At 67.0% G+C, this 26,940-nt stretch carries 26 protein-coding genes; 21 read left to right on the top strand and 5 right to left on the bottom strand.

Annotation, left to right across the window (positions count from 1 at the left end; translation table 11 throughout):
- Positions 1 to 65 precede the first annotated feature (65 nt).
- Genes IRG63_RS09065 through IRG63_RS09045 form a run of 5 tightly spaced genes read left to right on the top strand, consistent with a single transcriptional unit; the run spans position 66 to position 5,085 of the window.
- Positions 66 to 422 carry a YraN family protein gene (locus tag IRG63_RS09065; RefSeq protein ID WP_168626634.1) on the top strand — a complete coding sequence of 119 codons (357 nt, stop codon included), beginning with the start codon at positions 66 to 68 and terminating at the stop codon, positions 420 to 422.
- Positions 422 to 1,957, top strand: a complete 1,536-nt coding sequence (locus tag IRG63_RS09060; RefSeq protein ID WP_168626635.1) for a YifB family Mg chelatase-like AAA ATPase — start codon at positions 422 to 424, stop codon at positions 1,955 to 1,957. The genes IRG63_RS09065 and IRG63_RS09060 overlap by 1 nt, the downstream gene beginning before the upstream one ends.
- Positions 1,954 to 3,165 (top strand): DNA-processing protein DprA, encoded by a 1,212-nt coding sequence (dprA, locus tag IRG63_RS09055; protein ID WP_193509922.1) that lies wholly within the window; start codon positions 1,954 to 1,956, stop codon positions 3,163 to 3,165. The genes IRG63_RS09060 and dprA overlap by 4 nt, the downstream gene beginning before the upstream one ends.
- Positions 3,166 to 3,193: 28 nt before the next feature.
- Positions 3,194 to 4,120, top strand: coding sequence for a phosphodiesterase (locus tag IRG63_RS09050; RefSeq protein ID WP_168626637.1), 927 nt, complete (start codon positions 3,194 to 3,196; stop codon positions 4,118 to 4,120).
- A gap of 50 nt (positions 4,121 to 4,170) precedes the next feature.
- Positions 4,171 to 5,085 (top strand): tyrosine recombinase XerC, encoded by a 915-nt coding sequence (locus IRG63_RS09045; protein WP_193509921.1) that lies wholly within the window; start codon positions 4,171 to 4,173, stop codon positions 5,083 to 5,085.
- Between the two features lie 22 nt (positions 5,086 to 5,107).
- Here IRG63_RS09045 and IRG63_RS09040 read toward each other — a convergent pair whose 3' ends face one another.
- Positions 5,108 to 5,632, bottom strand: coding sequence for a M23 family metallopeptidase (locus IRG63_RS09040; RefSeq protein ID WP_193509920.1), 525 nt, complete (start codon positions 5,630 to 5,632; stop codon positions 5,108 to 5,110).
- Positions 5,633 to 5,923: 291 nt separating this feature from the next.
- Here IRG63_RS09040 and rpsB point away from each other — a divergent pair, with 291 nt between their 5' ends.
- The 9 genes from rpsB (at position 5,924) to IRG63_RS08995 (ending at position 12,581) form a co-directional block, all read left to right on the top strand.
- Positions 5,924 to 6,937: a 30S ribosomal protein S2 gene (gene rpsB / locus IRG63_RS09035; RefSeq protein WP_193509919.1), complete on the top strand. Its 1,014-nt coding sequence runs from the start codon at positions 5,924 to 5,926 to the stop codon at positions 6,935 to 6,937.
- A 41-nt stretch (positions 6,938 to 6,978) separates the two neighbouring features.
- On the top strand, positions 6,979 to 7,806 hold the full coding sequence (tsf, locus tag IRG63_RS09030; RefSeq protein ID WP_193509918.1) for a translation elongation factor Ts: 828 nt from the start codon (positions 6,979 to 6,981) through the stop codon (positions 7,804 to 7,806).
- Between the two features lie 97 nt (positions 7,807 to 7,903).
- Complete coding sequence (pyrH, locus tag IRG63_RS09025; protein WP_168626641.1) at positions 7,904 to 8,617, top strand: UMP kinase; 714 nt, start codon at positions 7,904 to 7,906, stop codon at positions 8,615 to 8,617.
- Positions 8,618 to 8,668: 51 nt separating this feature from the next.
- Positions 8,669 to 9,223 (top strand): ribosome recycling factor, encoded by a 555-nt coding sequence (frr, locus tag IRG63_RS09020; protein WP_193509917.1) that lies wholly within the window; start codon positions 8,669 to 8,671, stop codon positions 9,221 to 9,223.
- Positions 9,224 to 10,240, top strand: coding sequence for a phosphatidate cytidylyltransferase (locus IRG63_RS09015; RefSeq protein WP_193509916.1), 1,017 nt, complete (start codon positions 9,224 to 9,226; stop codon positions 10,238 to 10,240).
- Between the two features lie 42 nt (positions 10,241 to 10,282).
- Positions 10,283 to 10,834 (top strand): DivIVA domain-containing protein, encoded by a 552-nt coding sequence (locus IRG63_RS09010; protein WP_193509915.1) that lies wholly within the window; start codon positions 10,283 to 10,285, stop codon positions 10,832 to 10,834.
- A gap of 158 nt (positions 10,835 to 10,992) precedes the next feature.
- Positions 10,993 to 11,520 (top strand): lytic transglycosylase domain-containing protein, encoded by a 528-nt coding sequence (locus IRG63_RS09005; RefSeq protein WP_349236145.1) that lies wholly within the window; start codon positions 10,993 to 10,995, stop codon positions 11,518 to 11,520.
- Between the two features lie 35 nt (positions 11,521 to 11,555).
- Entirely contained in the window at positions 11,556 to 11,849 is a 294-nt protein-coding gene (locus IRG63_RS09000) for a hypothetical protein (RefSeq protein ID WP_193509914.1), read from the top strand.
- Between the two features lie 3 nt (positions 11,850 to 11,852).
- Positions 11,853 to 12,581, top strand: coding sequence for an alpha/beta hydrolase (locus tag IRG63_RS08995; protein WP_168626646.1), 729 nt, complete (start codon positions 11,853 to 11,855; stop codon positions 12,579 to 12,581).
- Positions 12,582 to 12,853: 272 nt separating this feature from the next.
- Here IRG63_RS08995 and IRG63_RS08990 read toward each other — a convergent pair whose 3' ends face one another.
- Positions 12,854 to 13,903 (bottom strand): AI-2E family transporter, encoded by a 1,050-nt coding sequence (locus IRG63_RS08990; protein WP_168626647.1) that lies wholly within the window; start codon positions 13,901 to 13,903, stop codon positions 12,854 to 12,856.
- 18 nt (positions 13,904 to 13,921) lie between these two features.
- Positions 13,922 to 16,108: a hypothetical protein gene (locus tag IRG63_RS08985; RefSeq protein WP_193509913.1), complete on the bottom strand. Its 2,187-nt coding sequence runs from the start codon at positions 16,106 to 16,108 to the stop codon at positions 13,922 to 13,924.
- 309 nt (positions 16,109 to 16,417) lie between these two features.
- Here IRG63_RS08985 and IRG63_RS08980 point away from each other — a divergent pair, with 309 nt between their 5' ends.
- Both IRG63_RS08980 and IRG63_RS08975 read left to right on the top strand, forming a co-directional pair.
- Complete coding sequence (locus IRG63_RS08980; RefSeq protein ID WP_193509912.1) at positions 16,418 to 18,184, top strand: hypothetical protein; 1,767 nt, start codon at positions 16,418 to 16,420, stop codon at positions 18,182 to 18,184.
- Positions 18,184 to 19,098, top strand: a complete 915-nt coding sequence (locus IRG63_RS08975; protein ID WP_193509911.1) for a tetratricopeptide repeat protein — start codon at positions 18,184 to 18,186, stop codon at positions 19,096 to 19,098. The genes IRG63_RS08980 and IRG63_RS08975 overlap by 1 nt, the downstream gene beginning before the upstream one ends.
- A gap of 3 nt (positions 19,099 to 19,101) precedes the next feature.
- Here the strand turns inward: IRG63_RS08975 and glgB are convergent, their stop codons facing one another.
- Positions 19,102 to 21,252 carry a 1,4-alpha-glucan branching protein GlgB gene (gene glgB / locus IRG63_RS08970; protein ID WP_193509972.1) on the bottom strand — a complete coding sequence of 717 codons (2,151 nt, stop codon included), beginning with the start codon at positions 21,250 to 21,252 and terminating at the stop codon, positions 19,102 to 19,104.
- 8 nt (positions 21,253 to 21,260) lie between these two features.
- Positions 21,261 to 23,261 (bottom strand): alpha-1,4-glucan--maltose-1-phosphate maltosyltransferase, encoded by a 2,001-nt coding sequence (locus IRG63_RS08965; protein WP_193509910.1) that lies wholly within the window; start codon positions 23,259 to 23,261, stop codon positions 21,261 to 21,263.
- Between the two features lie 312 nt (positions 23,262 to 23,573).
- Between IRG63_RS08965 and IRG63_RS08960 the strand changes: the two genes are divergently transcribed.
- From IRG63_RS08960 to IRG63_RS08945, 5 genes are all read left to right on the top strand, one after another.
- Positions 23,574 to 24,119 (top strand): alternate-type signal peptide domain-containing protein, encoded by a 546-nt coding sequence (locus IRG63_RS08960; RefSeq protein ID WP_168626651.1) that lies wholly within the window; start codon positions 23,574 to 23,576, stop codon positions 24,117 to 24,119.
- Between the two features lie 81 nt (positions 24,120 to 24,200).
- Positions 24,201 to 24,719, top strand: coding sequence for a TasA family protein (locus tag IRG63_RS08955; protein ID WP_168626652.1), 519 nt, complete (start codon positions 24,201 to 24,203; stop codon positions 24,717 to 24,719).
- The gene (locus IRG63_RS08950) at positions 24,716 to 25,597 is read left to right on the top strand and encodes a hypothetical protein (protein ID WP_193509909.1); all 882 of its coding nucleotides are present in this window, start codon (positions 24,716 to 24,718) and stop codon (positions 25,595 to 25,597) included. The genes IRG63_RS08955 and IRG63_RS08950 overlap by 4 nt, the downstream gene beginning before the upstream one ends.
- Complete coding sequence (locus tag IRG63_RS13775) at positions 25,594 to 26,307, top strand: hypothetical protein (protein WP_227411983.1); 714 nt, start codon at positions 25,594 to 25,596, stop codon at positions 26,305 to 26,307. The genes IRG63_RS08950 and IRG63_RS13775 overlap by 4 nt, the downstream gene beginning before the upstream one ends.
- The gene (locus IRG63_RS08945; RefSeq protein ID WP_370566219.1) at positions 26,304 to 26,915 is read left to right on the top strand and encodes a signal peptidase I; all 612 of its coding nucleotides are present in this window, start codon (positions 26,304 to 26,306) and stop codon (positions 26,913 to 26,915) included. The genes IRG63_RS13775 and IRG63_RS08945 overlap by 4 nt, the downstream gene beginning before the upstream one ends.
- Positions 26,916 to 26,940 lie beyond the last annotated feature (25 nt).

Raw genomic sequence — 26,940 nt, 5'->3', positions numbered from 1 at the left:
ACTGCACGTCCACCGCTCGGGCCGTTCGTCGCGTGAGAGACAGTGGCCCGGCTGACCCTTGACCCATGGCGGCGAAAGACGAGCTGGGCAGGCGTGGCGAACATCTTGCGGCCGAATATCTTCAGGCGCTCGGCTTCGCGATCATCGACCGCAATTGGCGGTGCACCGACGGTGAGATCGACCTCGTCGCCCGCGATGGCAACGAGACGGTCTTCGTCGAGGTCAAGACTCGCGCAGGGCTCGGCTTCGGGCATCCGTTCGAGGCGATCACCGCCCGCAAGCTCGCGCGACTGCGCCGCCTCGCGTCGCAGTGGTGCCGGGCGCACCCCGACGTCACCGGGTTGGTGCGCATCGACGCGGTCGCGGTGGTCGCGCCTCGGGGCGAGGGGCCGACCATCGAGCACCTGTCGAGGATCTTCTGATGTCGGTTGGCCGCACCCATTCGGTGTCGCTCATCGGCTTGCACGGCGAGATCGTCGAGGTTGAAGCGGTCTTCTCCGCGCAACTGCCGAAGTTCGTCATCATCGGCCTGCCGGATGCGGCGCTCGGCGAGGCACGCGACCGGGTGTTGCCGGCTGCCGCGAATTCCGGATGCGAGCTGCCGAGCCGCCGGCTGACCGTCAACCTGTCGCCTGCGGCGCTGCCGAAGCAGGGATCCGGGTTCGACCTTGCGATCGCGCTGGCAGCCATCGCCGCGACCGGTGCGATCGCCTCCGAGTCGATCGATCGAGTGGTGCACCTGGGCGAGCTCGGACTGGATGGCCGATTGCGGCCGATCAACGGCATCCTGCCCGCGGTGTCCGCCGTTGCGGCGGCGGGCTTCGAGACGGTCATGGTACCCAGCGGAAACGTCGATGAGGCGGAGCTGGTTCCGGGGGTTCGCGTGATCGGGGTCCCGAGCCTGCGCGATGCTGCGATCTGGCACGGCGGGGAGTATGAGCCGATCCCGGTCGAGCCGTTGATGCGCGGCGGGGTAGACGATCCAGAGGAGGATCATCGCGACCTCGCCGATGTCATCGGCAACCCGGAGGCGGTCGAGGCGATGGTGGTGGCCGCCGCCGGCGGTCACCATGTATTCCTGCTCGGCCCGCCCGGCTCCGGCAAGACCATGCTCGCCGAGCGGTTGCCCGGTCTCCTGCCCGACCTCGACCCGGTGAGCGCGCTCGAGGTCAGCTCGGTGCGCTCGCTGGCTGGCTTGCCGGTTGGCCGCGAATTGGCCCGCAGGCCACCGCTCGAAGCGCCGCACCACACCGCGACCGCCGCGGCGTTGATCGGAGGGGGCACCAAGCAGATCAGGCCGGGGGCGGCAGCGCGAGCAAGTGGGGGAGTCCTCTTCTTGGACGAAGCGCCGGAGTTCAACGTGAACGTGCTCGACGCGCTTCGGCAGCCGCTCGAATCCGGGGTGATCTCGATCCACAGGGCCAACGCCATCGCACAGTATCCGGGTCGATTCCAGCTGGTGCTCGCAGCCAACCCGTGCCCATGCGGGCAGTACGGCTCGCGGGATTCGGACTGCACCTGCACTCCGAGTGTGCGTCGCCGCTATCTCGCGAGGCTGTCCGGGCCGCTGCTCGACCGGATCGACATCCAGGTGCGGGTCCCGCGCATCACGTCGGCGCAGCTTCGGACAGCGGATGACGCGCGGCGGCTCTCATCGCGAGCTGCGCGTGAGCGTGTGATCGCGGCCAGGGCACGAGCGGCGCATCGCCTGGCCAGCACGCCATGGACGATCAACGCCCAGGTTCCCGGCTACTGGTTGCGGCATCCGTCACGACGTCTCGGGCCGGTTGCGACCGCATCCATCGACCGGGCGCTGGAACGGGGCGGTATCACGATGCGCGGCTACGACAGGGTGCTGCGGCTCGGCTGGACGCTCGCCGACCTCGAGGGAGCCGAAGCGCCGAGCGCGGATCACATCGGAAGAGCACTGTTCCTGAGAAAGGCGATGGCATCATGACCACTTTCGGGCTGAAGAACGCGGAGATCGCCCAACACGTCCGAGCGGTCGCGCGCGACGACCTCGACGCCGACGAACTGTTCGACCGCTTCGCGCGGGCAGCCTGGACCGGGATCGCCGAGCCCGGGGACCGTGCGGCCGGTGTGCTCGTCGGCATGCTCGGCGCGGCGAGCGCTCTCGACGCGGTGATCGCCCGAACCTCGGTCGATGCCATCGTCGAGAGGGTCCGCGGCGAACTCACCCCGATGGAGACCACCGAGGCCATCGCCAGGTGGCAACCCCGTTTGCAGGCACGGGCAACAATCATCGCGTTGAAGCAGGCGGCCCGCTACGGCGTCCGGCTGGTCGTACCGAGCGACACGGTATGGCCGGCCCGACTTGACGACCTCGGCCCACACGCGCCAATCGCGCTCTGGTTGCGCGGGAACGAGTCGACCCTCGCGACGACGCAGTCCTCGATTGCGCTGGTCGGTGCGCGGGCCGCCACCGGCTACGGAGAGCACGTGACCATGGAAGCGTCGGTCGGGCTGGTCGATCGCGGGTACACGATCGTCTCCGGCGCCGCCTACGGGATCGACGGGATGGCGCACAGAGCCGCCCTCGCCAGTTCCGGTCAGACGATCGCCGTGCTCGCCGGTGGGGTGGACCGCTTCTACCCGAGCGGTCACGAGGCGCTGCTCACCAGGATCGTGAACGACGGCGCTGTCGTCTCCGAACTGCCCTGTGGCGCCGCGCCGACCAAATGGCGGTTCCTGCAACGCAACAGGCTAATCGCGGCGATGAGCCTCGCCACGGTCGTGCTCGAGGCCGGCTGGCGCTCCGGATCGCTCAATACCGCCGGCCACGCTTCGGCGTTGGGTCGCCCACTGGGAGCGGTGCCCGGCCCGGTGACCTCCGCCGCCTCATCCGGATGCCACAGGCTGATCCGCGAATTCGATGCGATCTGCGTCACCAGCGCGGAGGAGATGGCCGAACTCGCGCCGCTCAGCGAACACCGGCTGACCCAGGCGCACACCGAGGTGCCGCTTCCCGGTCTCGACAGCGACCAAGTGCGTTTGCGCGACGCCATGAGCAACCGGGCGGCGCGGCCCGTCGTCGACCTCGCAGCGCGATCCGGGCTCTCGGTTGCCCAGGTGCAGTCGATGCTCGGCACGATGGAACTGGAGGGCAGGGCGGCAGAGCGGGAGGCAGGCTGGGTGCGACTCTGACCTTGCCGCCACCCCCTAGTCTGGTGTCGTGATTCAGGTTGGACAGTACCCAGCGCCCTCGCACGTCGTCGCCCACATCAGCGACACCCATTTACTGGCCGGCGGCGCTCCGCTGTACGGGAAAGTGGCGACCGACGCGCACCTGAAGCAGGCGCTCGAACAGTTGGAGCGGTCGAGCATCCGCCCGGATGCGCTCGTCTTCACTGGCGACCTCGCCGACCTGGGCGAACCGGATGCCTACACGCGACTGCGCGGCATCGTCGAGCCGGTGGCCGAGCGGCTCGGCGCGCAGCTCATCTGGGTGATGGGCAACCACGATGAGCGACTCCAGTACTCGGCCGAACTGTTCGACGAGACCCCGAACGACGCGCCGCAGGACCGGGTGTACGACGTGAACGGGCTGCGCATCATCTCCTTCGACACGAGCGTGCCCGGGTACCACCACGGCGACGTCACCGACGACCAGCTCGCCTGGCTCGAGGACGTCCTCCGGACCCCGGCGCCGCACGGCACACTGCTGGCAGTCCACCACCCGCCCATCCCCACACCCCTGCTCGAGGCGATGGGCATGCTGGAGCTGCGGGACCAGAGCCGGCTCGAGCGCGTCATCCGCGGGACCGACGTGCGCGCAGTGCTCGCCGGGCACCTGCACTACTCGACGCACAGCACGTTCGCGGGCGTCCCGGTGTCGGTGGCGGCGGCAACCTGCTACACCCTCGACCTCACCGCAGAGCAGCGGCTGCTGTCCGGCGTCGACTTCGGGCAGTCGATGACCATCGTGCACGTCTACGAGGACCGCACCGTGCACTCCATCGTCCCCGTAGGGAGCCCGGAGGAGATCACCGGGCAGCCGGACAGCGCATGGGACGTCATCGAGTCCATGACCCCCGAGCAGCGCGAGCAGATGTTCTCCGCCAAGCGTTCACCGTTCAACCTCGGCGAGCAGGCCGACTGACGAACCGTGGCGGTGCGGGCGAACGCGTCCGTGTGCGCGACGATTGACGCATGAGGCTTGAGCGCGCGGTCGACGACTTCGTCGTGCAACTCGCCTCCGAGCGCGGCCTGAGCGCGAACACCGCCAAGGCCTACCGCTCCGACCTTGACGCGCTCGCCGCATTCGCCGGTGGCCGCGGCGCCCACGACACGTCAGACCTCGACCTCGAACTGCTGCGCGACTGGCTGTGGCAGGACTCCCGCTCCGGCCTGGCCAAGTCGACCATCGCCCGCCGCTCCGCCGCCGCGCGCGGTCTCACCGCCTGGCTGGCACGAGAAGGGCACACGACAGCGGATGCCGGGGCCAGGCTTCGCGCGCCGAAGGCCGACCAGCACCTGCCGCGCGTGCTCACCCGCTCGCAGGTCGACGGCATCCTGGACTCGCTCGCAGCCCTCGCGGCGACGGGCGACCCGGTTGCGGTCCGCGATGTCGCGCTCATCGAGCTGCTCTACGCATCCGCGCTGCGCGTCGGCGAACTCGTCGGTCTTGACCTTGGCTCGCTCGACCGGTCGCGGCTCACGGTGCGCGTGACCGGAAAGGGCTCGAAGGATCGCGTTGTGCCGTTCGGAGTCCCCGCATTGAGGGCGATCGACGAGTACCTGGCGACTGCGAGGCCGAAGCTGGCCGCACGGAACAGCGCGGAGGAGACCACGGCCATCTTCCTCGGCGCGCGCGGCAAGCGCATCAACTCCCGAACCGTCTACCAGCTCGTTGCGAGCCTGCTCGCCGATCTGCCCGGCACCGGCCCGGCGGGCCCGCACGCGCTGAGGCACACCGCGGCGACGCACCTGCTCGATGGCGGAGCCGATCTCCGGGCGGTGCAGGAACTCCTCGGCCACGCGAGCCTCGGCACCACCCAGCTCTACACACACGTGTCTGCCGCCCGCCTAAAAGACACCTACCGAGTCGCCCACCCGCGCGCGTGACCCGCGTGCGAGGTGCCGGCGCTCAGTCGAGTGACCTCGTCGGCAGCAGCACGGCTCGCGACACGCCGCCCAGGTAGTTCAGCGGCGACACGTACTCACCGTGCAGCCGAACACCGAAGTGCAAGCACGCCGTCGCGCAGTGGCCTGCCTCGAGCGTGCCCACCGGCTGACCGCCCGAGACGGCATCGCCGGCTTTGAGCGGTGATGCGACGGGCTCGAAGCTGGAGATCAAGCCGCCCGGATGCCTGATCGACAGCACCGGACGATCCACGACGACGCCGGAGAAGTGCACGAGACCGGCCGCGGGCGCGAGAACATCGGCCCCGGGCACCGCTGTGATGTCGATACCGCGGTGACCGGCGGAATACGGTGTCGGCGGGGCGATGAAGGGCCGCGCGATCGGATGCGGCGGCGCGAGCGGCCAGCTCCACACCGCCGGCTGCGCTCCCGCCGCGTGCAGCGAGGCCGGAACTCCGACAACCACGAACGCAAACGCGAGTGCCAACCCGAGAAGCCGGATGGGGTCGGCGGGCGGCGGGAGCAACATGACGTCAGCGTCCCACCCCGGGCGGCCCACGCACCCGGATGCCGGAAGCAAGGGTGCACCGGAGGCAGCGCACCGAGGTGGTGGGGGAGCGGTGTTATCATTGACAAGCACTCCGCGAAGCGGGGTGACTACGCGTGCCCATAGCGATGCTCTCCACGAGCATCGTGGCATCACACTCCACTCAGTCTCGGCTTGCCGAGCGGAGCCGTGCCGGGCACCAGGTTTCGCGCCATCCGGTAGCGGAAGACAACTGAGCGGCACGACTCAAAGTGCCAGAAAAGGAGACGGCTCATGGCCGTTGTCACCATTCGCCAGCTGCTCGACAGCGGCGTCCACTTCGGACACCAGACCCGCCGCTGGAACCCGAAGATGAAGCGCTTCATCCTCACGGAGCGAAGCGGCAGCCACATCATCGACCTGCAGCAGTCGCTCGCCTACATCGACAAGGCCTACGACTACGTGAAGGACACCGTCGCGCACGGCGGCACCATCCTGTTCGTCGGCACCAAGAAGCAGGCGCAGCTCTCGATCGCCGAGCAGGCGCAGCGCGTCGGCCAGCCGTTCGTCAACCAGCGCTGGCTCGGTGGCCTCCTCACCAACTTCCAGACGGTTTCGAAGCGCCTCGCGCGCATGAAGGAACTCGAGGAGATCGACTTCGACGACACGACGAAGGGCTTCACCAAGAAGGAGCTCCTCATCAAGAAGCGCGAGCTCGACAAGCTGCACAAGAGCCTGGGCGGTATCCGCAACCTCACGAAGACGCCGTCGGCGCTCTGGGTTGTCGACACCAAGAAGGAGCACCTCGCGGTTGACGAGGCGCGCAAGCTCGGTATCCCGATCATCGCGATCCTGGACACCAACTGCGACCCGGACGAGGTCAACTACCCGATCCCGGGCAACGACGACGCGATCCGCTCCGTCGCGCTGCTCACCCGCATCATTGCGGATGCCGCAGCAGAGGGTCTGATCCAGCGACACAGCAAGACCGAGGGCGAAGGCGAAGCCGCCGAGCCGATGGCGGAGTGGGAGGCAGAGCTTCTGCAGGCCAACGCCGCGCCCGAGGCTGCAGCACCCGCCGCTGAGGAGCCCGCTGCTGCCGAGGCGCCCGCCGCCGAGGCACCGGCTGCCGAAGAGGCGCCCGCCGCCGAGGCTGCTGAGGAGCCCGCTGCAGAGGTTGCCGACGAGGCACCCGCCGCTGAGGCACCCGCCGCTGAGGAGGCGCCCGCCGCTGAGGAGGCGCCCGCCGCTGAGGCCGACGCCAAGCCCGCGCGCAAGACCGCAGCCAAGAAAGACGACGCGAAGTAACCCTTCGCCCACCACCAACGCTCAGAAGGAGCAGCACAGATATGGCTAACTTCACCGCCGCCGACGTCAAGGCGCTGCGTGACCGCCTCGGCACGGGAATGATGGACAGCAAGAACGCCCTCGTCGAGGCGGATGGCGACCTTGAGAAGGCCGTCGAGATCCTCCGCCTCAAGGGTGCGAAGTCCAACGCGAAGCGCGCAGACCGCGCGACGAGCGAGGGTCTGGTCGCAGCCAAGGCGCAGGGATCGATCGCAACGATGATCGAGCTGTCCTGCGAGACCGACTTCGTCGCCAAGAGCGACAAGTTCATCGCGCTGGCCGACTCGGTGCTCGACGCCGCGGTCGCCGCGGGAGCCTCGACCGCCGACGCTGCGCTTGCGGCACCGGCAACCGGCGGCACGGTCGCTGACCTTATTGCGGAGGAGTCCGCCATCCTGGGTGAGAAGGTGGAGCTGCGCCGCGTCGCCGTCGTGAGCGGTGACGCGTTCGAGGTCTACCTGCACCGCACGAGCAAGGACCTGCCGCCGCAGGTCGGCGTGGTCGTCGGCTACACCGGCTCCGACGCGGACACCGCGCGCAGCGTTGCCCAGCACATCGCCTTTGCCGACCCGCAGTACCTCAGCCGCGACGAGGTCCCGGCCGCCGAGGTCGAGAAGGAGCGCGAGATCGTCACCGAGATCTCCCGCAACGAGGGCAAGCCGGAGGCAGCCCTGCCGAAGATCGTCGAGGGTCGCCTCGGCGCCTACTTCAAGCAGGTCGCCCTGCTCGATCAGGACTACGCCAAGGACAACAAGCTCTCGATCGCCAAGGTGCTCGAGGACGCGAGTCTCACCGTGACCGGGTTCGCCCGGTTCAAGGTCGGGGCTTAGTCCCAGTGCGATACGGGGTCCGGACGATTCTTCGTCCGGACCCCGTTTTCACGCCCACAAGCAAATACTCTGTATCGAACGAACGCGAGGAGACGCCGTGACGGAATCGGGTAAACGACGGGTTCTCTTGAAGCTGTCGGGTGAGGCATTCGGCGGCGGCCAGTTGGGCGTGAACCCGGATGTCGTCGCCGGGCTGGCGAAGGAGATCGCGGCAGCCGCGAGCGACGTCGAGATCGCCATTGTCGTCGGCGGCGGCAACTTCTTCCGCGGCGCAGAACTGTCGCAGCGCGGCATGGACCGCGGCCGGGCCGACTACATGGGCATGCTCGGCACTGTCATGAACGCACTGGCCCTGCAGGACTTCCTGGAGCAGGCAGGCGCAGCCACCCGCGTGCAATCCGCGGTCTCGATGACCCAGGTCGCCGAGCCGTACATCCCGTTGCGCGCCGAGCGCCACCTGGAGAAGGGGCGCATCGTCATCTTCGGAGCGGGTGCCGGCCTTCCGTACTTCTCCACCGACACCGTCGCCGCGCAGCGTGCCCTGGAGATCCGAGCCGACGTCGTACTCGTCGCCAAGAACGGCGTCGACGGTGTTTACGACGGCGATCCGCGCAAAAACGCGGATGCCGCGAAGCTCGACAAGGTGACCTACCAGGAGGCACTGGTGCAGGGACTCAAGGTCGTCGACTCGACCGCGTTCAGCCTGTGCATGGACAACGGCATGCCCATGGTTGTCTTCGGCATGCAGCCGGATGGCAACATCACCAAGGCGCTGCGGGGCGAGCGCATCGGCACGCTCGTCAGCAACTGAGCCGACCTGACGATAAACTCGCATTCTGCGCCCACCGCAAAGGAGACTGATGTGATTTCGGACGTGCTGGCCGAGGCCAAGGACAAGATGGAGAAGGCCGTCGACGTCGCGAAGGATGACTTCTCGAACGTCCGAACCGGTCGCGCCAACCCTGCCCTGTTCCAGAAGGTGCTCGTCGACTATTACGGTACGCCGACGCCGCTCGCACAGCTCGCGGGCATGCAGAACCAGGATGCGCGTACGCTGCTAATCACTCCGTACGACAAGAGCGCGCTGAAGGACATCGAGCGGGCGCTTGTCGCTGCTCCCAACATCGACGCGAACGTCGGCAACGACGGCGAAGTCATCCGCGCCACCCTGCCCGAGCTCACCGGCGATCGGCGCAAGGAATACGTCAAGATCGTGCGCGGGAAGGCGGAAGACGCCAAGGTGGCGATCCGCAACATCCGACGCAAGGCGAAAGACGACCTGGACGCCCTCAAGGGCGATGTTGGCGACGACGAACTCAGCCGCGCTGAGAAGGAACTCGAGTCGCTGACCAAGTCCCACGTCGACTCCATCGACGAGGCACTGCGCAAGAAGGAAGCCGAGCTTCTCGAGGTCTGAATGGCTGATGACCCGACAGGCCCGCCGAAAAGCGCGGCCCCGTGGTGGCGTCGGCAGCGCGCTGAGTTGGAGGCGCGCGCAGACGCGACACGCAACGAGTTGCGCGAGCAGGTGAAAGCCCGCCGTGAAGACCTGATCAACCAGTTCGAGGCGACCCGCCATCAACTGGATGCGACGAACGAGCTCATCGAGGCGCGCACCGGCCGCAACCTGATCGCGGCCATCGCGATCGGCCTCGCCCTGGGCCTCGTGATGCTGTTCAGCCTGATCGTCATCAAAGAGCTCTTCATGGTGCTTGCCGCAGCCGGGATCGCATTCGCGACCTTCGAGTTGGCGACCGCCTTCCGGTCTGCCGGGCTGCGGGTCCCTCGCATCGCGTCAATCTTCGCGGGTGTCGCGATCGTGCCGGCATCCTTCTATCTGGATGATCGCGGAAAGTGGCTGGTCATGCTCGCCGGCGTCGTGCTCATCGCGATCTGGCGCATCGCCGAGTTGGGAGTGCGCAGGTTCCGCGCGCCTGCCAGGGCCGTGCTGGATGACATCGCGGCCGGAACCTTCATCCAGGTATATGTCGCATTCCTCGCGGGCTTCTCGGTGCTGCTGACGGCCAAGGAGAATGGCCAATGGTGGACGCTGGCCTTCATCATCCTGGTCGTCGCCGTCGACACCGGCGCGTACGCGAGCGGACTGCTGTTCGGCAAGCACAAGATGGCCCCGCGCATCAGTCCGAAGAAGACCTGGGAGGGTTTCGGCGGCGCGTTGCTTGTGGCCCTGCTCGCGGGCGTGCTGCTCGCGGTGTTCATGCTGCAGCAGCCGTGGTGGTTCGGCATGATTTTCGGCGCGGTGATCTTCTTCACCGCGACCATCGGCGACCTGACCGAGTCGCTCATCAAGCGTGACCTCGGCATCAAGGACATGAGCAGTTGGCTGCCCGGCCACGGCGGTTTCCTCGACCGGCTCGACTCGATCCTGCCCAGCGCCGCCGCCGCCTACGTGCTGTACCTCGTCTTCGCATGAGCCGCACCGGGCGCATCCGACGGTTAGGGCAGAATGGGTCAAATGAGCACAACTTTTCCCCGAGTGAAGCGGTCTGAACGCGGCTACAGCGTTGAACAGGTCGAGGACTTCCTCGAGGATGCTCGAATCGCGTACTCGGTAGAACCGGGCGCTCCCACCGGGATGACGTCGACACGCATCCGGCACACCGCGTTCTCGCTCGAGAAGGGCGGGTACTCGACCACGGCGGTCGACAGTGCGCTCGAACGGCTTGAGGACGCATTCGCTGCCCGTGAGCGAGAGGTCGTGCGACGTAACTCGGGCGATCAGGCCTGGGTGGAAGAGACCCGGGCCATCGCGCAGGAGATCGTCGACCGGCTCGATCGCCCGGCCGGTCAGAAGTTCCAGCGGGTGAACCTCCTCGTCGACGGCTATGACCAGCGTGAAGTCGACTCGTTCGCACGCAGGCTGATCGCCTATTTCCGGTCAGGGAAGCCTCTCAGCATCGAGGATGTCCGCACGGTGGCGTTCCGGCCCCGACGGGGCGGATACCGGGAGGCGCAGGTCGATCTGCTGCTGGATTCCGTTGTCAGCGTCATGCAGGCCGTGCGGTGAGCGTTCGGGACATACAGAAACTCGTGCGCTAAGGTAAAGCAATTGTGAGCAGGCACCGCATGAACACTGAGCCCCGGCCCCGGATTTCCGGCACCGGGGCTGACATTGTCGAGCGCCATGTTCGGCACCCGCTTTCCCTTCCGATCTTCGCTTTCTTCGTGGCGTTGGGCATTCTGATGGTGAGCGCCATCGCACCCAATCAGCCGGTCGCGGCGCTGTCCGCGCCGAAGTACGACACGCCAGAGCAACTGCCGAGCCAGATCCTGGTCGTGAACGGCGACTACGCGGCCACCGTGGAGCGCGACGCGTACTCCGCGAAGGAGAAGCCGAAGCCCGCGCCCGCACCCGTCGTGCACGCCGCGCCGCCGGCAGGCAAGCCCGATCCGGGCACCGCGCAGGCGATCGCCTACGAAATTCTCCAGTCGCGCGGACTCGGCGACGACCAGTTCAGCTGCCTGGTCAGTCTCTGGAACCGCGAATCCGGCTGGAACGTCTACGCGGCCAACCGGTCCAGCGGCGCCTATGGCATCCCGCAGGCTCTGCCCGGCAGCAAGATGGCCGCCTTCGGCGACGACTGGCAGACGAACCCGCGCACCCAGATCATGTGGGGACTCTCCTACATCGAGGGCCGCTACGGCACACCGTGTGGCGCCTGGAACGCGTTCCTCGGCAAGGGTTGGTACTGACCGGGTCACGCCGGCCTCGCCTTTAGGCTTGAACCATGCCTCGTTCCAATCGTCCGCGCCGCAAGCGCGCCGCAGGACCGGAGGACGTGGATCTCTCGCGCGCACTGTTCGGCTACCTCCGCCAGGAATCGAAGCGTGATGGGCTGTGGAACGTCCAGCCGGTGGCTGTGACCTCCGCGGTGAAGACCTACACATGCCCCGGATGCGGGCTCGAGGTCGGCCCAGGCGCGGCGCACGTCGTTGCCTGGCGTGCCGACGGGCTGATGGGCGAGGCAGATGACCTCGCTGCCCGCCGCCACTGGCATTCGCACTGTTGGAAGATCAAGTAGGGGATGCAATTGGAGATCAGAGCCGGAGTCGAGTTGCCCGCCCGTCGGGAGAACATCGAACTGCACACCTCGGACGGACTCACCCTGGTCGGTGAACTGTCGCTCCCTGCGCAGCGAGAGCCGGTCGCGACCCTGGTCGCGCTGCATCCGCTCACCACCCATGGCGGATTCATGGACTCGCACATCATCCGCAAGGCGGCCGCCCGGCTGCCCGCGCTCGCGGACCTCGCGGTGCTGCGCTTCAACTTCCGTGGCGCAGAGTCGCCGCGGGGACGCTCAGAGGGCGCCTTCGGCGAGGGCATCGACGAGAAGCACGACCTCGACGCCGCAATGCGCCTCGTCGAGGAGCGACAGCTTCCCTCGCCGTGGTTGGTCGGGTGGTCGTTCGGGACCGAAGTGGCACTCAAGCACGGCCTGCGGCATCCCGTCGTCGGTGCGATCCTGCTGTCGCCGCCCCTGCGCCGCGTCAACCGGGCGGAGCTCGAAGCCTGGGCGGGCAGCGGAAAGCAGTTGGTGGCGCTCATCCCGGAACTGGACGACTACCTACGCCCCGACGAGGCGCGCCTGAAGTTCGCAATCGTGCCAGAGACCAAGCTCATCGCGGTGGACGGCGGCAAACATCTGTGGGTGGGGGAGGACCAGACCCGCCGGGTGCTGAACGAGATCGTCACTGCAGTGAACCCGTCCGCGGCGCCGCTGCCCACCGACTGGACCCCGCCCGCCGCCGGCTGAGGGCTCACATCCCGTGCCCTTTGCGGATACCCGCTCCTGTGGTGGACATCCCGCCGGTTCCGGACACCCGCTCGTGTGGCGGACATCCGCGCCCGGCGCACGGGGCGCGGTTGTCCGGATGCGCGGCGTGTCGTGCCGCGTACGCGAAAGCGGGGCGTGCCGGCAGCCGCTTCGGGGCCGTTCCGGGCGTGCGCGCCCGTTCCGGACGTGCGCGCCCGGCGCACCGGGCGCGGTTGACCGGAGGTGGCGCGTCCTCGAACCGGCCGGGGCCTCTACAGCTCGTTCGCTCGCGGAACGACAACTTGGTTGACGATGATCAGGATCGACGCAGCAACCGGGATCGCGATGAGCGCGCCAAGGATGCCGAGCAGGGTGCCGCCGGCCAGAGCGGCGATGACCACCACAGCACCGGGCACCTTCACGACCCGGTTCATGATGTTCGGGTTCAACACGTATGCCTCGATCTGCATGTAGATCAGATAGTAGATTCCCGCAGCGATCGCGGTCGGGGGCCCGTCCAGGACCAAGCAGCTCAGGGTGACCAGGATGGCGCCGGAGATCGTCCCCACCAAGGGGATCAACGCGAAGATGAACATGATGAAGGCGAACAGCGCCGGGTACTCGGCGCCGATGATCGTCAGGTAGATGAAGCTGAGGGCGCCGTTGCAGAAGGCGATGCTCGTCTGCCCGACGATGTAGCGTCCGACCGAGCTGCTGATCTGCTCCGCGATGTCCGCGAAGCGCGCGCGCTTCGACGCGGGCACAAGCTGGTAGAGGCCGCGCTTCATGTGGCTCAGCGAACCGATGAAGTACAGGGTGAGGATGAGCACGATGAGTGCGCCGAACACGCCACTCGCGATGCCGATGCCGACCTGCAGCACGCCGCCGCCGATGGACGCGATGTTCTCCGGGTCATTCAGGAAGTCAGCCACCGAGCCCAAGATCACGTTCACTTGGATGTAGGGCGGCAGGGACTCCTGCAGGTTCGCGACCCAGGACTGATCTTCGATTGACGGCAGGATGTCCTGGATGCTCGTGACCAGGTTCGTGGTCTGCTCGGCGATGACCGGCACGACCGAGAACACCAGCCCGGTGAACACCGCGAGCACACCCACGACGACCGTCAGGATCGCCGCCCAGCGCGGGAAGCCCTTGCGCTCGAGCCAGGACACGGCGGGGTCGAGCCCCAGGGCGATGAAGATCGCAGCGCCGATGTAGGTCAGGATCGTCGCCAGCGTTCCGAGAGCGGTGCCGATCGCGAGCGCGACCAGAACCCCCAACCCACCGAGAAGGCCGAAACGGAACGAGTTCTGGATCTTCAAGGGGCACCCTTCGCGTCTTTACGAGTTCTCTGCGGTTACCTTCTCCGCGTCGCCGAGAACGTTGCGCAGACTCTCGAAGTAGCCGGCGACCGCTTCGCGCTCAATCCTAATCTTGGCGAGCCGCTCCTCGGCGTCAGACACGAGCTGTGCCGTGCGTGCTTCGGCTTCACTCACGATCGACTTCGCACGGGCCTCAGCGTTGGCGAGCACTTCGGCTGCGATCGCATCAGCCTCGGCACGGCGCGTGCGCGCCTCCGCCTTGGAGTCCGCATCCAGCGCCGCTGCCTCTGCACGCTTCTCCTCGGCGCGCGCGATGGCCTCGGTCAGCTGCGCCTGAGACTCGTCGAGGTACTTCTGCATCTGCGCCACGGCCTCCTGGTGGCGGGCCAGGTAGTCCTTCTCGGCGTCGTCGCGACGGGCCTTGAGCTCGATGTCCAGGTCGATGCGCGCCTGCTCAGCCTCGGCGGCGATCGCGTTCTTGGTCTCGTCGAGTTCGGCCGCGAGCTGTGCCCTGCCGGTCTTGGCCTCGTGAGCGAACGCCGTGCGCTGCTGCTCAAGCTCACGTGCCAGATCGGCGCGCTGCTTCTCTACTTCCGCGTCGACGCTCGAACGCGCTTCCGCGAGTTCTGCTTCCAGCTCGGCGCGGGCATCCGCTGACTCCTTCGCCAGCTGCTTCGCCGCGCGCTTGCGCTCCGCCGCGATCTCCTTGGCAGCGCGCTGACGTTCGGCAGTCAGCTCGGCGATCGTCCGCTCGCGTTCAGCACCCAGTTCGGCCTCGACACGAGCGCGCGCGGCATCGACTTCGGCTTGCGTGCGCTCGCGCTCGTCGGTGAGTTCGGCGTAGGTGCGCTCCTTGGCCTCGGTGAGCTCAGCGGTGGTGCGCTCCCGCTCGTCGGTCAACTCCGCGTAGGTGCGCTCCTTGGCCTCGGTGAGCTCAGCAGTGGTGCGCTCCCGCTCTGCGGTCAGTTCCGCGGTGGTGCTCTCCCGCTCGGCGGTCAGCTCGGCGGTGGTGCGTTCGCGTTCCGCGGTCAGTTCCGCGGTGGTGCGCTCCCGCTCGGCGGCCAGCTCCGCCTCGGTGCGCTGGCGCTCGGCGTCCAGCTCGGCGTAAGTGCGTTGCTTGGCCTCGGTGACCTCCGCCTCGGTGCGGGCGCGTTCGGACTCCAGCTCCGCGTACGTGCGCGCCTTGGCATCAGCGAGTTCCGCTTCCGTCCGCTTGCGCGCCGCATCCAATTCGGCGTAGGTGTGGTCCTTCGCCGTGCTGAGCTCCAGTTCAGTGCGCTCGCGTTCCGCCGCAAGTTCAGCGGTGATCCGGGTGACGTCTTCAGCGAGTTCGTTCTTGGTGCGCTCACGCTCCTCCGCCAGTTCTGCGCGCGTCTGTTCCGCCTCGGCGACAAGCGCCGCGCGGGTCTGCTCGGTGTCCTCTTCCAGGCGGGCACGAGTTGCCTCGACGTCGCGGAGGGTGTCGGTTCTCAGCTGCTCGGTCTCGCGACCGAGATCCGCCCACTTCTTCTCGTACTCGGCCTCGAACTCGGCGCGGCGGAGTTCCGTGTCACGAGCCAGCTGGGCGGCCGCCTCGCGCGCCTCACTGGCTTCGCGGGCAGCAACAACGCTCAGCTCGGCTGAGGCACGCTCGGCCTCAGCGCGCACCGCCGCGGCTTCCCGCTTTGCCGTGGTCCTCGCCTCAGCTGCCTCCGTCGCGACAGCGCCACGGATGGCTGCCGCCTCGCGCAGCGCCTCCTGAGTCAGCAGTTCGGCGTCCTCGCGGGCGCGCTGCAGCAGGTCGTCGGCTTCGGCGCGGGTCAGCTCGAGCAGCGAGCTCGCTCGAGTGTGTGCGTCCGAGAGTTGCCGTTCGGCTTCGGCTGCCGCCTCGGCGCGCAGGGCGTCGATCTCGCCGCGGACAGAACTCCGGAGCTTCTCCGCATCGATGTCCGCCTGGCTGATGACTCGGGTCGATTGCTCTTCGGCCACGCGGAGGACATTCTCCAGCTTGGTTCCGAGTCCGCTGTAAGTGGGGCTGCCCGCCTCCTCGACCTCGGCCTGAAGGTCGGCGACGGTCGCGCTGAGCCGCTTGACGTCCTTCGACAGCTCCGCTTTGTCGGCGTTCGCCTTGATGAGTTCGCGTCGCAGCGATTGGATCGCCTTGTCGACCTCTTCGCGGTTGTACCCGCGCATCACGGTCGAGAAGGATTCGTCGTCGTTCGCCACGTTTCTCCCTGATGGTCTCCGGCGGCACGAGGCAACCGAGGGCTGGACATCGAAGAGTTTAGCGCCCCATACGGGGGCGGTTGGTCTCGCAGAGAATGACTCAATTCACCCGAGAGCGAAACAAGGAGGTCTCTCTCAGGAGCCCTGCGCTAACCTTTAATGTCTTTGTTGTTGCCATGCAGACGATTATTCGCATCTTCAGCCAGCCCGAAACGGACTGAAGCAGGGACGACTGGCAGAGACCAGCGCCCGCGTGGCGACACGAGAGGAGTAAATTACTTGCGCTTTATTGCGGCAATCATAAGTTTTGTGCTGGCAGCCGTCATGATCGGCTTCGGCATCGCACAGCGAACCATCCTAGCGGAGCCCGACCAAGTCGAAGCCGTAGCGGAAATCGACGGCACGGCCCCCATCACCCTGATCGACGGAGCGACCCTCAACTCGCTCGACGGTCGACAGAAGATCGAACTCACCGGGGAAGGCAACCTATTCGCTGCCTACGGTCGAACCAGCGACCTGCTCGCCTGGATCGGCGAGGCGAGTTACAACGAACTGCAGTACGACTCGGAGACCGGCGAACTCGCCACCTCGGTGGTCAAGGGAACCGAGGAAGCGGTCCCCAACCCGCGCGGTTCTGACCTGTGGCTCACCGAGTACTCCCGCGACGACCTCCTCAGCATCGTCGTCAATGTGCCAGAGGACGTCTCGGTCATCGCCATGACAGACGGTACGGCGCCCGCCCCGACCGAGGTCGCGATCTCCTGGCCGCAGGACAACCGCACGCCTTGGTCAGGTCCGCTGATCGTCGGCGGTGTCGTACTGCTTCTGGTGGGTCTCGGCCTCTACCTGTGGGCGCTCGCCCACCTCAACAAGTCACGCGGCCCACGCCGCAAGCAGCCGAAACTTCCGCGTCCGCCGCGGCGCCCGATCGCCCGCCCGAAGAAGCCGTCGGTGCTTCCGATCCCGCGTGGTCGCCGCAAGGCGCTGCGGATGGCGGTCATCCCCGTGACACTCACCACCGGTCTGCTGCTCTCGGCATGCTCGGCCGACTACTGGCCGGCCGCGTTCAGCGGTGAGGCAGAGGCGACGCCGACCCCATCGGCGACGACCTCCGCATCCGACGCCAAGCCGCCCGCGGTCACCGTTCCGCAGCTCACCAACATCATCGGCAAGGTAGCGACCGCTGCCAAGGACGCGGATGCTGCCGCGGATGCGGACATCGCCGCCTCCCGTTTCGCGGGCGCTGCCCTCGAAGCGCGCTCGGCGAACTACGCCATTCGCGCCGCCGACTCCAGCTACCCGGCTCCTGCCGCCATCCCTAATGGCGAGATCCAGCTCGCTCTGCCGCAGCAGACTGACGCGTGGCCGCGCACCGTGTTCACGGTCGTGCAGCAGAAGCCGGCCAAGAACGCCAGCCCGGTTGAGCCCGCCGAAGGCGAAGCCGCGGCGGAGGCTGAGCCGATGTACGGCCTCATGCTCGTCCAGGCGACGCCGCGGGACAACTTCAAGGTCGTCTACGCCGTGACCCTCGAGCCGAGCGCGAAGCTCCCCGAGGTGGTCTCAGCCGAGACCGGAACCGCGCGGCTCAAGCCCGACGTTCAGCAACTGCTGCAGATGGCTCCAGACCAGCTTGCCCTCGCCTACGGTGACGTGCTGTTGAATGGCGAATCGAGCGAGCACTACGGCAAGTTCGACACCGAGGGTGACTCGCTGATCGCCTCTATCGGCCAGGCAAAGAAGGCGGAGCGCCAGGCGAGCCTGCCCGCGATCGCCTCGATGGCGTTCGCGAACGCGGTCGGTCCGGGTGATGCGATCGCCATGGCGACGAACAACACCGGTGCCATCGTGTCGGTCTACCTCCACGAGACGGAAACCGTCACTCCCGTCGAGGAGGGTGCCACGATCAACGCTGAGGGTGCGGTGAAGACGCTCTCCGGCGTGAGCAGCACGACTAAGGGCACTCAGGCCACCTATGGCGACCAGCTGCTCTTCTACGTGCCGCCGTCGAGCAGCACAAATGAGAAGATCAAGTTGCTCGGATTCACCTCAGCCCTCATCTCAGCTCAGGAGTTGTAGTGTCGAACGTTCCCCCGGCCGCGAACTTCCGCGGCGCCGTCGACCTGTCGTCGCTCGTGCGGCAGCAGCAGGCGCCCCAGGAGACCACCGGGGGAGCGGTCGACGTACCCTCTCTCGTCGTCGATGGCACGGACGCGAACTTCGGCAACATCCTTGAGCTGTCGAAGACCGTCCCGGTGATCGTCGAGTTGTACGCGGGAGAACCGGCGCCTTCGCTCATAGCGCTCATCAAGGAGTACGCGGGCAGGTTCCTGCTCGCGACCATCGATGCGCAGGCCAATCCGCAACTCGTCCAGGCGTTCCAAGCGGTCGCAGCTCCGACCGTGGCGGCGCTTATCGGAGGCCGACCGGTAGGCCTCTACGAAGGCGAACTGCCGGATGCCGACGCCCGACGCGTGTTCGACCAGCTCGCCCAGGTCGCAGCGCAGAACGGAGTCACCGGCACCGTGCGCGCATCCGGCGCCGAAGCGCAGCCCGATGCCGAGCCGGCCGAGGAGCCGCTGCCTCCCCTGCACCAGGAGGCCTACGACGCCATCCTGACGGGCGACTATGACGCCGCGATCACGGCATACAAGACGGCCATGGCACAGAACCCCCGCGACGCGCTCGCCGTCGCCGGGCTCGCGCAGGTGTCGTTGCTGAAGCGACTCGACGGTGTGGCGGCTGATGACGTGCGGCGGGCTGCCGCGGATGCGCCCCAGGATGTCGATGCCGCACTTGCCGTCGCCGACCTGGACGTCTCCGGTGGGCACCTAGAGGACGCCTTCGGCCGACTGCTCGACCTGTTCGGCTCGCTCGGTGGAGACGACCGGGACCGCGTTCGCACGCGCCTGCTCGACTATTTCGAGATAGCCGGTGCAGAGGACCCGCGCGTGATCGCCGCTCGCAAGCGGCTCACGATGCTGCTCTACTAGCCGCTAGCGAGGCGCCAGCCAGAGGGTCCCAAGCGGGGGCAGCGTTAGCTCGGCAACCGCCGGTTGCCCGGCCCAGGCATCCGGTGTCGCCACGACGCGACCGGCATTGCCAACGCCGGAGCCGCCGAATTCGGTCGCATCCGTGTTCACTACCTCAGCCCAGTCGCCCGCCCGCGGCATCCCGATCCGGTAGCCATCGATCGTACGCCCCGAGAAGTTCGTCACTGCGACAAGCGGTTCACCGGATGCCGAATATCGTGCGATAGCCACCACGTTGTTCACCGCGTCATCACCCGAGAGCAGGCTGAAGCCATCAGCGCTGTCGTCGCGCTCCCACAGCGCCGGGGTGCCCCGATAGCGGCGGTTCAGCTCGCCGACGAGGCGATGCAGACCCTGGTGCGCGGGCTGGTCCAGAATCCACCAGTCGAGGCCGCGCTCCTCACTCCACTCCGACGGCTGGCCGAACTCCTGCCCCATGAACAGCAATTGCTTGCCCGGATGCGCCCACATGTACGCCAGGTACGCGCGCACGGTCGCCAGTTGCTGCCAGTGATCGCCTGGCATCTTGTGCAGGAGCGACCCCTTGCCGTGCACCACCTCGTCGTGGCTTATCGGCAGCAGGAAGTGCTCGGAGAACGCGTAGACGAAGCTGAAGGTGAGCTGCCCGTGGTGGTGAGCGCGGTACATCGGATCGACGGCCAGGTAGCGCAGGGTGTCGTGCATCCAGCCCATGTTCCACTTGAGTCCGAAGCCGAGCCCGCCTGCGCTCGTTGGCGTGGTGACGCCCGGGAACGCGGTCGACTCCTCGGCGATCATGACGATGCCGGGGTTGCGCTTGTAGGCGGTCGCGTTGACTTCCTGCAGGAAAGCGATCGCCTCGAGGTTCTCCCGTCCGCCGTGGAGGTTCGGCACCCATTCGCCGTCCGCGCGGGAGTAGTCGAGGTACAGCATCGAGGCCACGGCGTCGACGCGAAGCCCGTCGATGTGGAATTCCTCCAGCCAGTACAGCGCGTTCGCGACGAGGAAGTTGCGCACCTGCGAGCGCCCGAAGTCGAAGACGAGCGTGCCCCAATCCGGATGCTCGCCGCGTCGCGGGTCGCCATGCTCGTAGAGTGGCTCACCGTCGAAGCGCGCGAGCGCCCACTCGTCCTTCGGGAAGTGGGCGGGGACCCAGTCCACAATCACGCCGATGCCGGCGCGGTGGAAGCTGTCGACGAGGTGACGGAACTCATCCGGATGCCCGAACCGGCTGGTCGGGGCGTAGTAGCCGGTGACCTGGTAACCCCAAGACCCGCCGTACGGGTGCTCGGCGACCGGCATGAATTCGACGTGCGTGTAGCCGAGCTCTGACACGTAGTCGACAAGCTGGTCGGCGAGTTCGCGGTATCCGAGATCCTTGCGCCAGGAGCCCAGGTGCACTTCGTAAACGCTCATCGGCGAGGTGAGCGGGTCACGGTGCGCTCGCGCCGCCATCCACTCGGCATCGGCCCAGTCGTGCTCGCTGGCGACGATCCGCGACGCGGTGGCAGGCGGCACCTCGGCATACCTGGCCATCGGGTCGGCGCGCTGCACCCAGTGCCCCGCGGCGGTCAGCAGCTCGAACTTGTAGGTGCCGCCCGGTTGCAGCCCGGGCACGAACAGCTCCCACACGCCGTTGTCGTCGAGCCTGCGCATGGCGTGGCCGAGAGCGTCCCACGCGTTGAAGTCGCCGATCACCCGCGCTGCCAGCGCGTGCGGAGCCCACACCGAGAACGCCGTGCCATCCGCCGACTCGTGCGCCCGGACGTGCGCGCCCAGCATTTCCCACAACTGCTCGTGCCGTCCCTCGCCGAACAGGAACAGGTCGACATCGCCCACGGTTGGCGTGAAGCGGTACGGGTCATCCGCCGTCCACGTGCTGCCGTCGGGGTAGGTCGCCTCCAGTTCGTACGCTTGCCCGGCGCCGCCGGCTCTTCCCTGCCAGAGGCCGGATACGACGTGCTCCAGAGTGACTCGTTCGCCATCGGCCCGGATCGCGGTCACGGTGGTCGCGAGCGGCCGTAGCGCCCGGATGATCCACCCATCCCGGTGCTGGTGTTGCCCGAGGACCGTGTGGGGGTGGGCGTGCTTTCCCTCGGCGACCGCGGTGATCACGGACGGCTCGAGCTCCGGCATCCGGTGCATCAGTGCCCCTTGGCGTAGTCGACGCGGAGGATGTGCACTGGCTCCTTGAACGGGTCCAGCCGCACGTAATTGTCGGCAGACCACTCGAACCTGTCCTTGCTGACCAGGTCGGTGACGGTGAACCGCTGATCAAGCTCCATGCCGAACCTGGTGACGTCGAGGTGGACGGTCGTCTCCCGCATCGCGTGCGGGTCGAGGTTCGCCACGACGATGATGGCGTCGCTGCGGCCGCTCCGTGTGAACTGCCCCGACAGGTACTTGCTGTAGACGAGCACCGAGTCGTCGTCACTCCAATGCACCTCGAGATTGCGAAGCTGCCGCAGGCTCGGGTGTTCCGATCGGATGCGGTTCAACAGCCCGAGATACGGGGCGATCGACCTGCCCTCCTTCTGGGCGGCTGACCAGTCGCGTGGCCGGTACTCGTACTTCTCGTTGTCGATGTTCTCCTCGGACCCCGGCCGGGCGACGTTCTCGATGAGTTCGAATCCCGAGTAGACGCCCCAGGTCGGGGAGGCAGTGGCGGCGATCGCGGCACGCACTTTGTAGGCGGGCACCCCGCCGAACTGCAGGTACTCGGTGAGGATGTCCGGGGTGTTGACGAACAGGTTCGGCCGCAGGAAATCGCTCGACTGCGTGGAGAGCTCGGTGAGGTAGTCCTCGAGCTCGGGCTTGGTGTTCCGCCAGGTGAAATAGGTGTAGGACTGCTGAAAGCCGACCTGCGCGAGAGCGTGCATCATCGCCGGCTGGGTGAACGCCTCTGCGAGGAACACGACATCCGGGTCGGTCTGGGCCACCTCGTGCAGCAGCCACTCCCAGAACCAGAGGGGCTTGGTATGGGGGTTGTCGACACGGAAGATGCGCACTCCGACGCCCATCCAGTAGCGCACGACCCGCAGGATCTCCTCGCGCAGCCCCTCGGGGTCGTTGTCGAAGTTGAGCGGGTAGATGTCCTGGTACTTCTTCGGCGGGTTCTCCGCGTAGGCAATCGATCCGTCGACGCGCGCCGTGAACCACTCCGAATGCTCCTTCACCCACGGGTGGTCGGGCGAGCACTGCAGGGCGAGGTCGAGGGCAACCTCCTGGTTGTGGTTCCCCGCGACGGTGAGGAAGTCCCTGAAGTCCTGCAGCGTGCCGAGTTCCGGGTTGATCGCGGTGTGTCCGCCATCCGGTGAGCCGATCGCCCACGGCGAGCCAGGGTCGTTCGGCCCGGCGTCTGGTGTGTTGTTCGGTCCCTTGCGGAACGCGGTGCCGATCGGATGGATGGGCGGCAGGTATATGACGTCGAAGCCGAGTCGTGCCAGTGCCGGGAGGCGCCTGGCCGCGGTCCGGAACGTGCCGCTGCGCCACGCGCCGCCCTTGAGCTGCTTGGCGCCCTCGGAGCGGGGGAAGAACTCGTACCAACTGCCGACGCCCGCGCGAGTGCGCTCCACCCGGACCGGCAGCGGGAGGCTGAGGGTGATCCCGGATGCGATTGGATGCTCCTGGAGCGCCGCTGCGAGCTTCGGATCGGTGGCCGCGGCGAGACGCAGGGCGGGGGAGAGGCTCGCATCCGACATCGTCTTCAGGGTGTCCGCGATCACCGGATTGCCAGCGGCGCGCCCATGCGCTCGCCGCAAGAGCACGACGCCTTCCGCGAGCATGAGTGCAGCGTCGATGCCGGCCGGGACCTTGATCTCGGCGTCATGCAACCACGTCGCCCAGTCGTCGAACCAGGCCTGCACGCTGTACTGCCAGATGCCCTCGTGCTCGAGCAGGACCGGGGCGACCCAGCGGTCGGTGCCGGGGGCGACCATGCGCATCCGGTGTCGTGATTGCGCGCCGTCCGGGTCGGTCAGGAGCAGGTCGGCGCCGAGTGCGGCGTGACCCTCGGCGAAGACTGTGGCGCGGAACGGAACCACTTCACCGACGTACGCTTTGGCCGGAAAGAGGTCATCGGGTTGCCTGGGGCTGTCGAGACGGATCGGGATGCGCCCGGTGCGCGGTTCGTAGTCTGCGGCCACCCCCTGACCGTATCGAACTGTGCTCACCAGTCCCTCGGAAATCTCTCAGACGACAGGAGCTGAAATTACCCCCGTTTTGGGTGGGGTACAAACCGTGTCCGCACTTCGGAGGACTCATATACTCGATCGCGGGGTACGTTCAGTTCTTACCTGCTGAACGAATTCCGCCCCTGCGAGACGGTTACCCTCCGTCTCGACACGAAGATCCCGCGACCCGAAAGCGGGGGATTCGGCGTGCCCGCGTGCTTAACCTAGCGCCTGGGTGAGTCGAGTGCTGCCTTGACGGGTCCGAACCTGACAAGGACCAAGCACATGAACAAGCTCACCAAGGCAGCAATCGCAGGCGGCGCAGGCATCATCCTGCTTCTCGGCGGTGGCGGCACCTTCGCGGTGTGGAACGCCTCCAGCAACGCCGGCCAGGCCACGATCACCGCTGGCAGCCTCAGCATCGTCCCCAACGCCACTTCAGGTACCTGGAGCAGTGCAACGGGCGGCGCCATCACCGACATCACAAACTTCCGAATCGTCCCGGGCGACGTCCTTACCTACACCGCAGCTTTCGACGTAACCGCGGTGGGCGACAACCTCACCGCGTCAGTCGCTCTTGCCCCCGGTGCCATAACGCCTGCGACCACCGGCGATACCGACAAGAACGACGCTCTCGCCGCACGACTCACCAACAGCGCATCGTTCAAGATCAACAATGCAGACGTGACCACCCTCACTGCTTCCGCTGGAGTGCAGACGGTGACGGTCAGCGTCTCCATCACGTGGGAGGACAACGCAGCCGACAACGCCGCAATGACCGGCGCTGTCAACCTTGCGAACTTCGGCGTCACGCTCACCCAGACCATCTAGTCGTGTGCCGGCCGCCTCACCCCACAGAGGCGGCCGGCACCGAAGTTCCATGTCAGGACGACGGACCGAGGAGGTGACCCGATGAGCGAATCAACAAGCCGCAAGACCAAGAGCGCCGGAGCAATCCGCACGTTGCTGATCACCACGGGGACCCTCCTCGGCGTTGTCGTGTTTTCACTGTTCGGAGTGGGCGGCTCGTACGCCTACCTGAACTCGGCAGCGACAGGCACCGGAGCGGTGCTCCAGGCGGGTACCGCTGAGCTCACGGTCAGCACCGGAACGCTCTCCATGGCGAACTTCTACCCGGGCAAGGTGGAAACAGCCGGGTTCACGGTCACTAACAACGGCAGCGTCCCGCTCGCGTTGAGCGTCAGCTCGATCGCCGGGAACTTCGCCGCCAACGGGCTCACCGCAGCAGTGAGGTCGGGAGCATGCGCAGGCACGGGTACGCCGGTCACCTCCGGATCGCTGGGCGTAGTGCTGCCAGCCGGCGGCACCACGGACATGTGCCTCACCGTATCGATGGCCAACGACGCCCCCGCGAGCGCGATCGGCGCTGCGTCGTCGCTCACCGTCAGTCTGACGGGAGTCCAACAGTGACCCGCGAACGGATGCCGCGGCGCCTGCGCAACACGGCCATCGGCGTTGGACTGACCATCTTCCTGGCACTGAGCGCTACCGGCGTCCACGCGGCGTGGACGGCATCCACCTCCAAGTCCGCAACGGCCACAAACGGCACGATCGGTATCACTTCTTCAGGAATCGACGGGCTCGGAACCTCGTACGCAAGTCAGAACCAGTCTGCGGCTGCAAAGCTCATCACCTTGACCAACAGCGGGTCGACGCCTTTGACGATCTCGCATGCCACCGTCACCAATGAAGATCCTCTGGGTGGCGTGATTCGTCTCGCCTTATGGCCGAAGCCAGCTGGCGCCTGTCAATCCAGCCCTCCTACCGGTGCTTACACGACATTTTTCACTGGAGGAGTGAAAATCCTCAGCGGCATGCCGTCGTCGGTGAACCCCGGCACGAGCGTTCAACTCTGCGCCGTCACGACATTCACCGGTGACCCTGCGACTTACGCAGGTCAGAGCACAACGCCGTCACTTGCGTTCACGGGGACCGTTGGCACCAGTTGGTCAGCAGCGGGCTCCGCACAGCAGTTCACCCAGTCCGTTGCGGGAGTGCCGAACCCCTTGAACGTAAAGTGCACCACTGTCGCCATCGGCGACAGGAAGGCTATTGACATCACGTGGGAAGCAGCCCCTGCCACCGTCGACGGCTACGTAATCGTCTACCGCGGCACCGTTCACGAGAAGGCTCCCAGCGGCCTGACCATTCGTTTTGAGCACAATGAACTAGGCGGACAGGGGACGACGCTGACGGTGCACGCCGTCGTCGGCGGTCAACGTTCGGGTGGCATCGTCGTTCCTATCCTCCGTGACCCGCCATCGATCTCTTGCGTGCCAGCAGCATGATCACCGGCACGCGCTCGATCACCGTGGCGGCTGTCGCAGGAATCCTGCTCGCCGTCGCGGCCGCTGCTCCGGCAGCCGCTGCCGTGCCCGGCGTCCAGGTCAGCCGCGACGGCGTCACCTACGGGAACATCCTCGCCGCGCCGGTCTTCTCGACAACGCCGAACCTGGTGCCCAACGGTTCCGCCCAGGCGACTTTCTGGCTGAAGAACGAGTCAACGGTGCAGACGATGCTGCGCATTGACGCGGCGAACATCACGCTGACCGGCGATGCCGAAGGCGCCTTTCTGCTCCAAACCTCGACCGCAGCGGGAAACTACGTCGGACAGCCGGCAACCCTCGACCCAGCATCCGACTGCACGGTCCTGCTCAGCGGTGTCCACCTCATGCCGGGCCAGGTCACGACGGTCACCGTCACCGTGAGCATGGCCGACCTGACCGGTCAGCGCGGGCAGAATGCCTCCGCGAGCGCCGACCTGCTGGTATCACTCCGCGACGACATCGCATCCGACGCCGACCTCGCCGCCTGCCCGCCCGCAGCCAACGAATTCCCGGTCTTCCCCTCAACCGGGACATGGACGTCGCTGCCGTTCACCGGCGGAACCGTGAACGCACCGCTGATCGCGGCCGCCGGCCTGCTGGTGGGCGCCGGCCTCTGGTTCGTGATCGCCGCGTACCGGCGTCGTCGCCGAGACGAAGAGGTGCAAGCGTGACGACGACGGATGCCGTCGAGGAAGTTGCCGCGGAAGCGGCCGAACCGGAGAAGCGCAAGGGCGTCCTGCACTACATCGGCGTCGGACTGAGCGGCGGACTGCTGCTGCTCGTCGCCGCGTTGGCTGTGCTGCTCATCGCGCTGCCGGCCGCCGTCGGGGGGATGCCGCTCACGGTGCTGACGAGTTCGATGGAGCCCGGGCTGCCTCCCGGCACGCTGATCGTCGTGAAGCCCACACCGGTCGAGGAGATCCGGGTCGGTGACGTCGTCACGTTCCAACTGCGGTCGGGTGAGCCGATTCTCGTCACACACCGCGTCATCGAACGCTCGGTGAGTTCCAATGGCGAAGTGGCGTTCGTCACCAAGGGTGACAACAACGACCTCGCAGATGACCCGATTCGCGAGATCCAGATCCGTGGGACGCTCTGGTATTCGTTCCCCTGGCTGGGCTGGGTGAACAACGCGTTGAATGGCGAGGCCCGCGGTTGGCTCGTGCCGCTCGCAGCCGGCGGCTTGTTCGCATACGCCGGCTACCTCGTCATCAGCGCGAGCGTCGCATCGGCGAAGAAGCGCAAAGCGGCATCCGACGAGTCAGCCACTGCCTCCTGAGGCCCCACTGACGACCGTCGCCTAG

The organism is Cryobacterium sp. BB736 (assembly GCF_014980265.1).
Taxonomy (GTDB): Bacteria; Actinomycetota; Actinomycetes; order Actinomycetales; family Microbacteriaceae; genus Terrimesophilobacter.
This window is presented reverse-complemented; position numbering and strand designations above follow the sequence as displayed.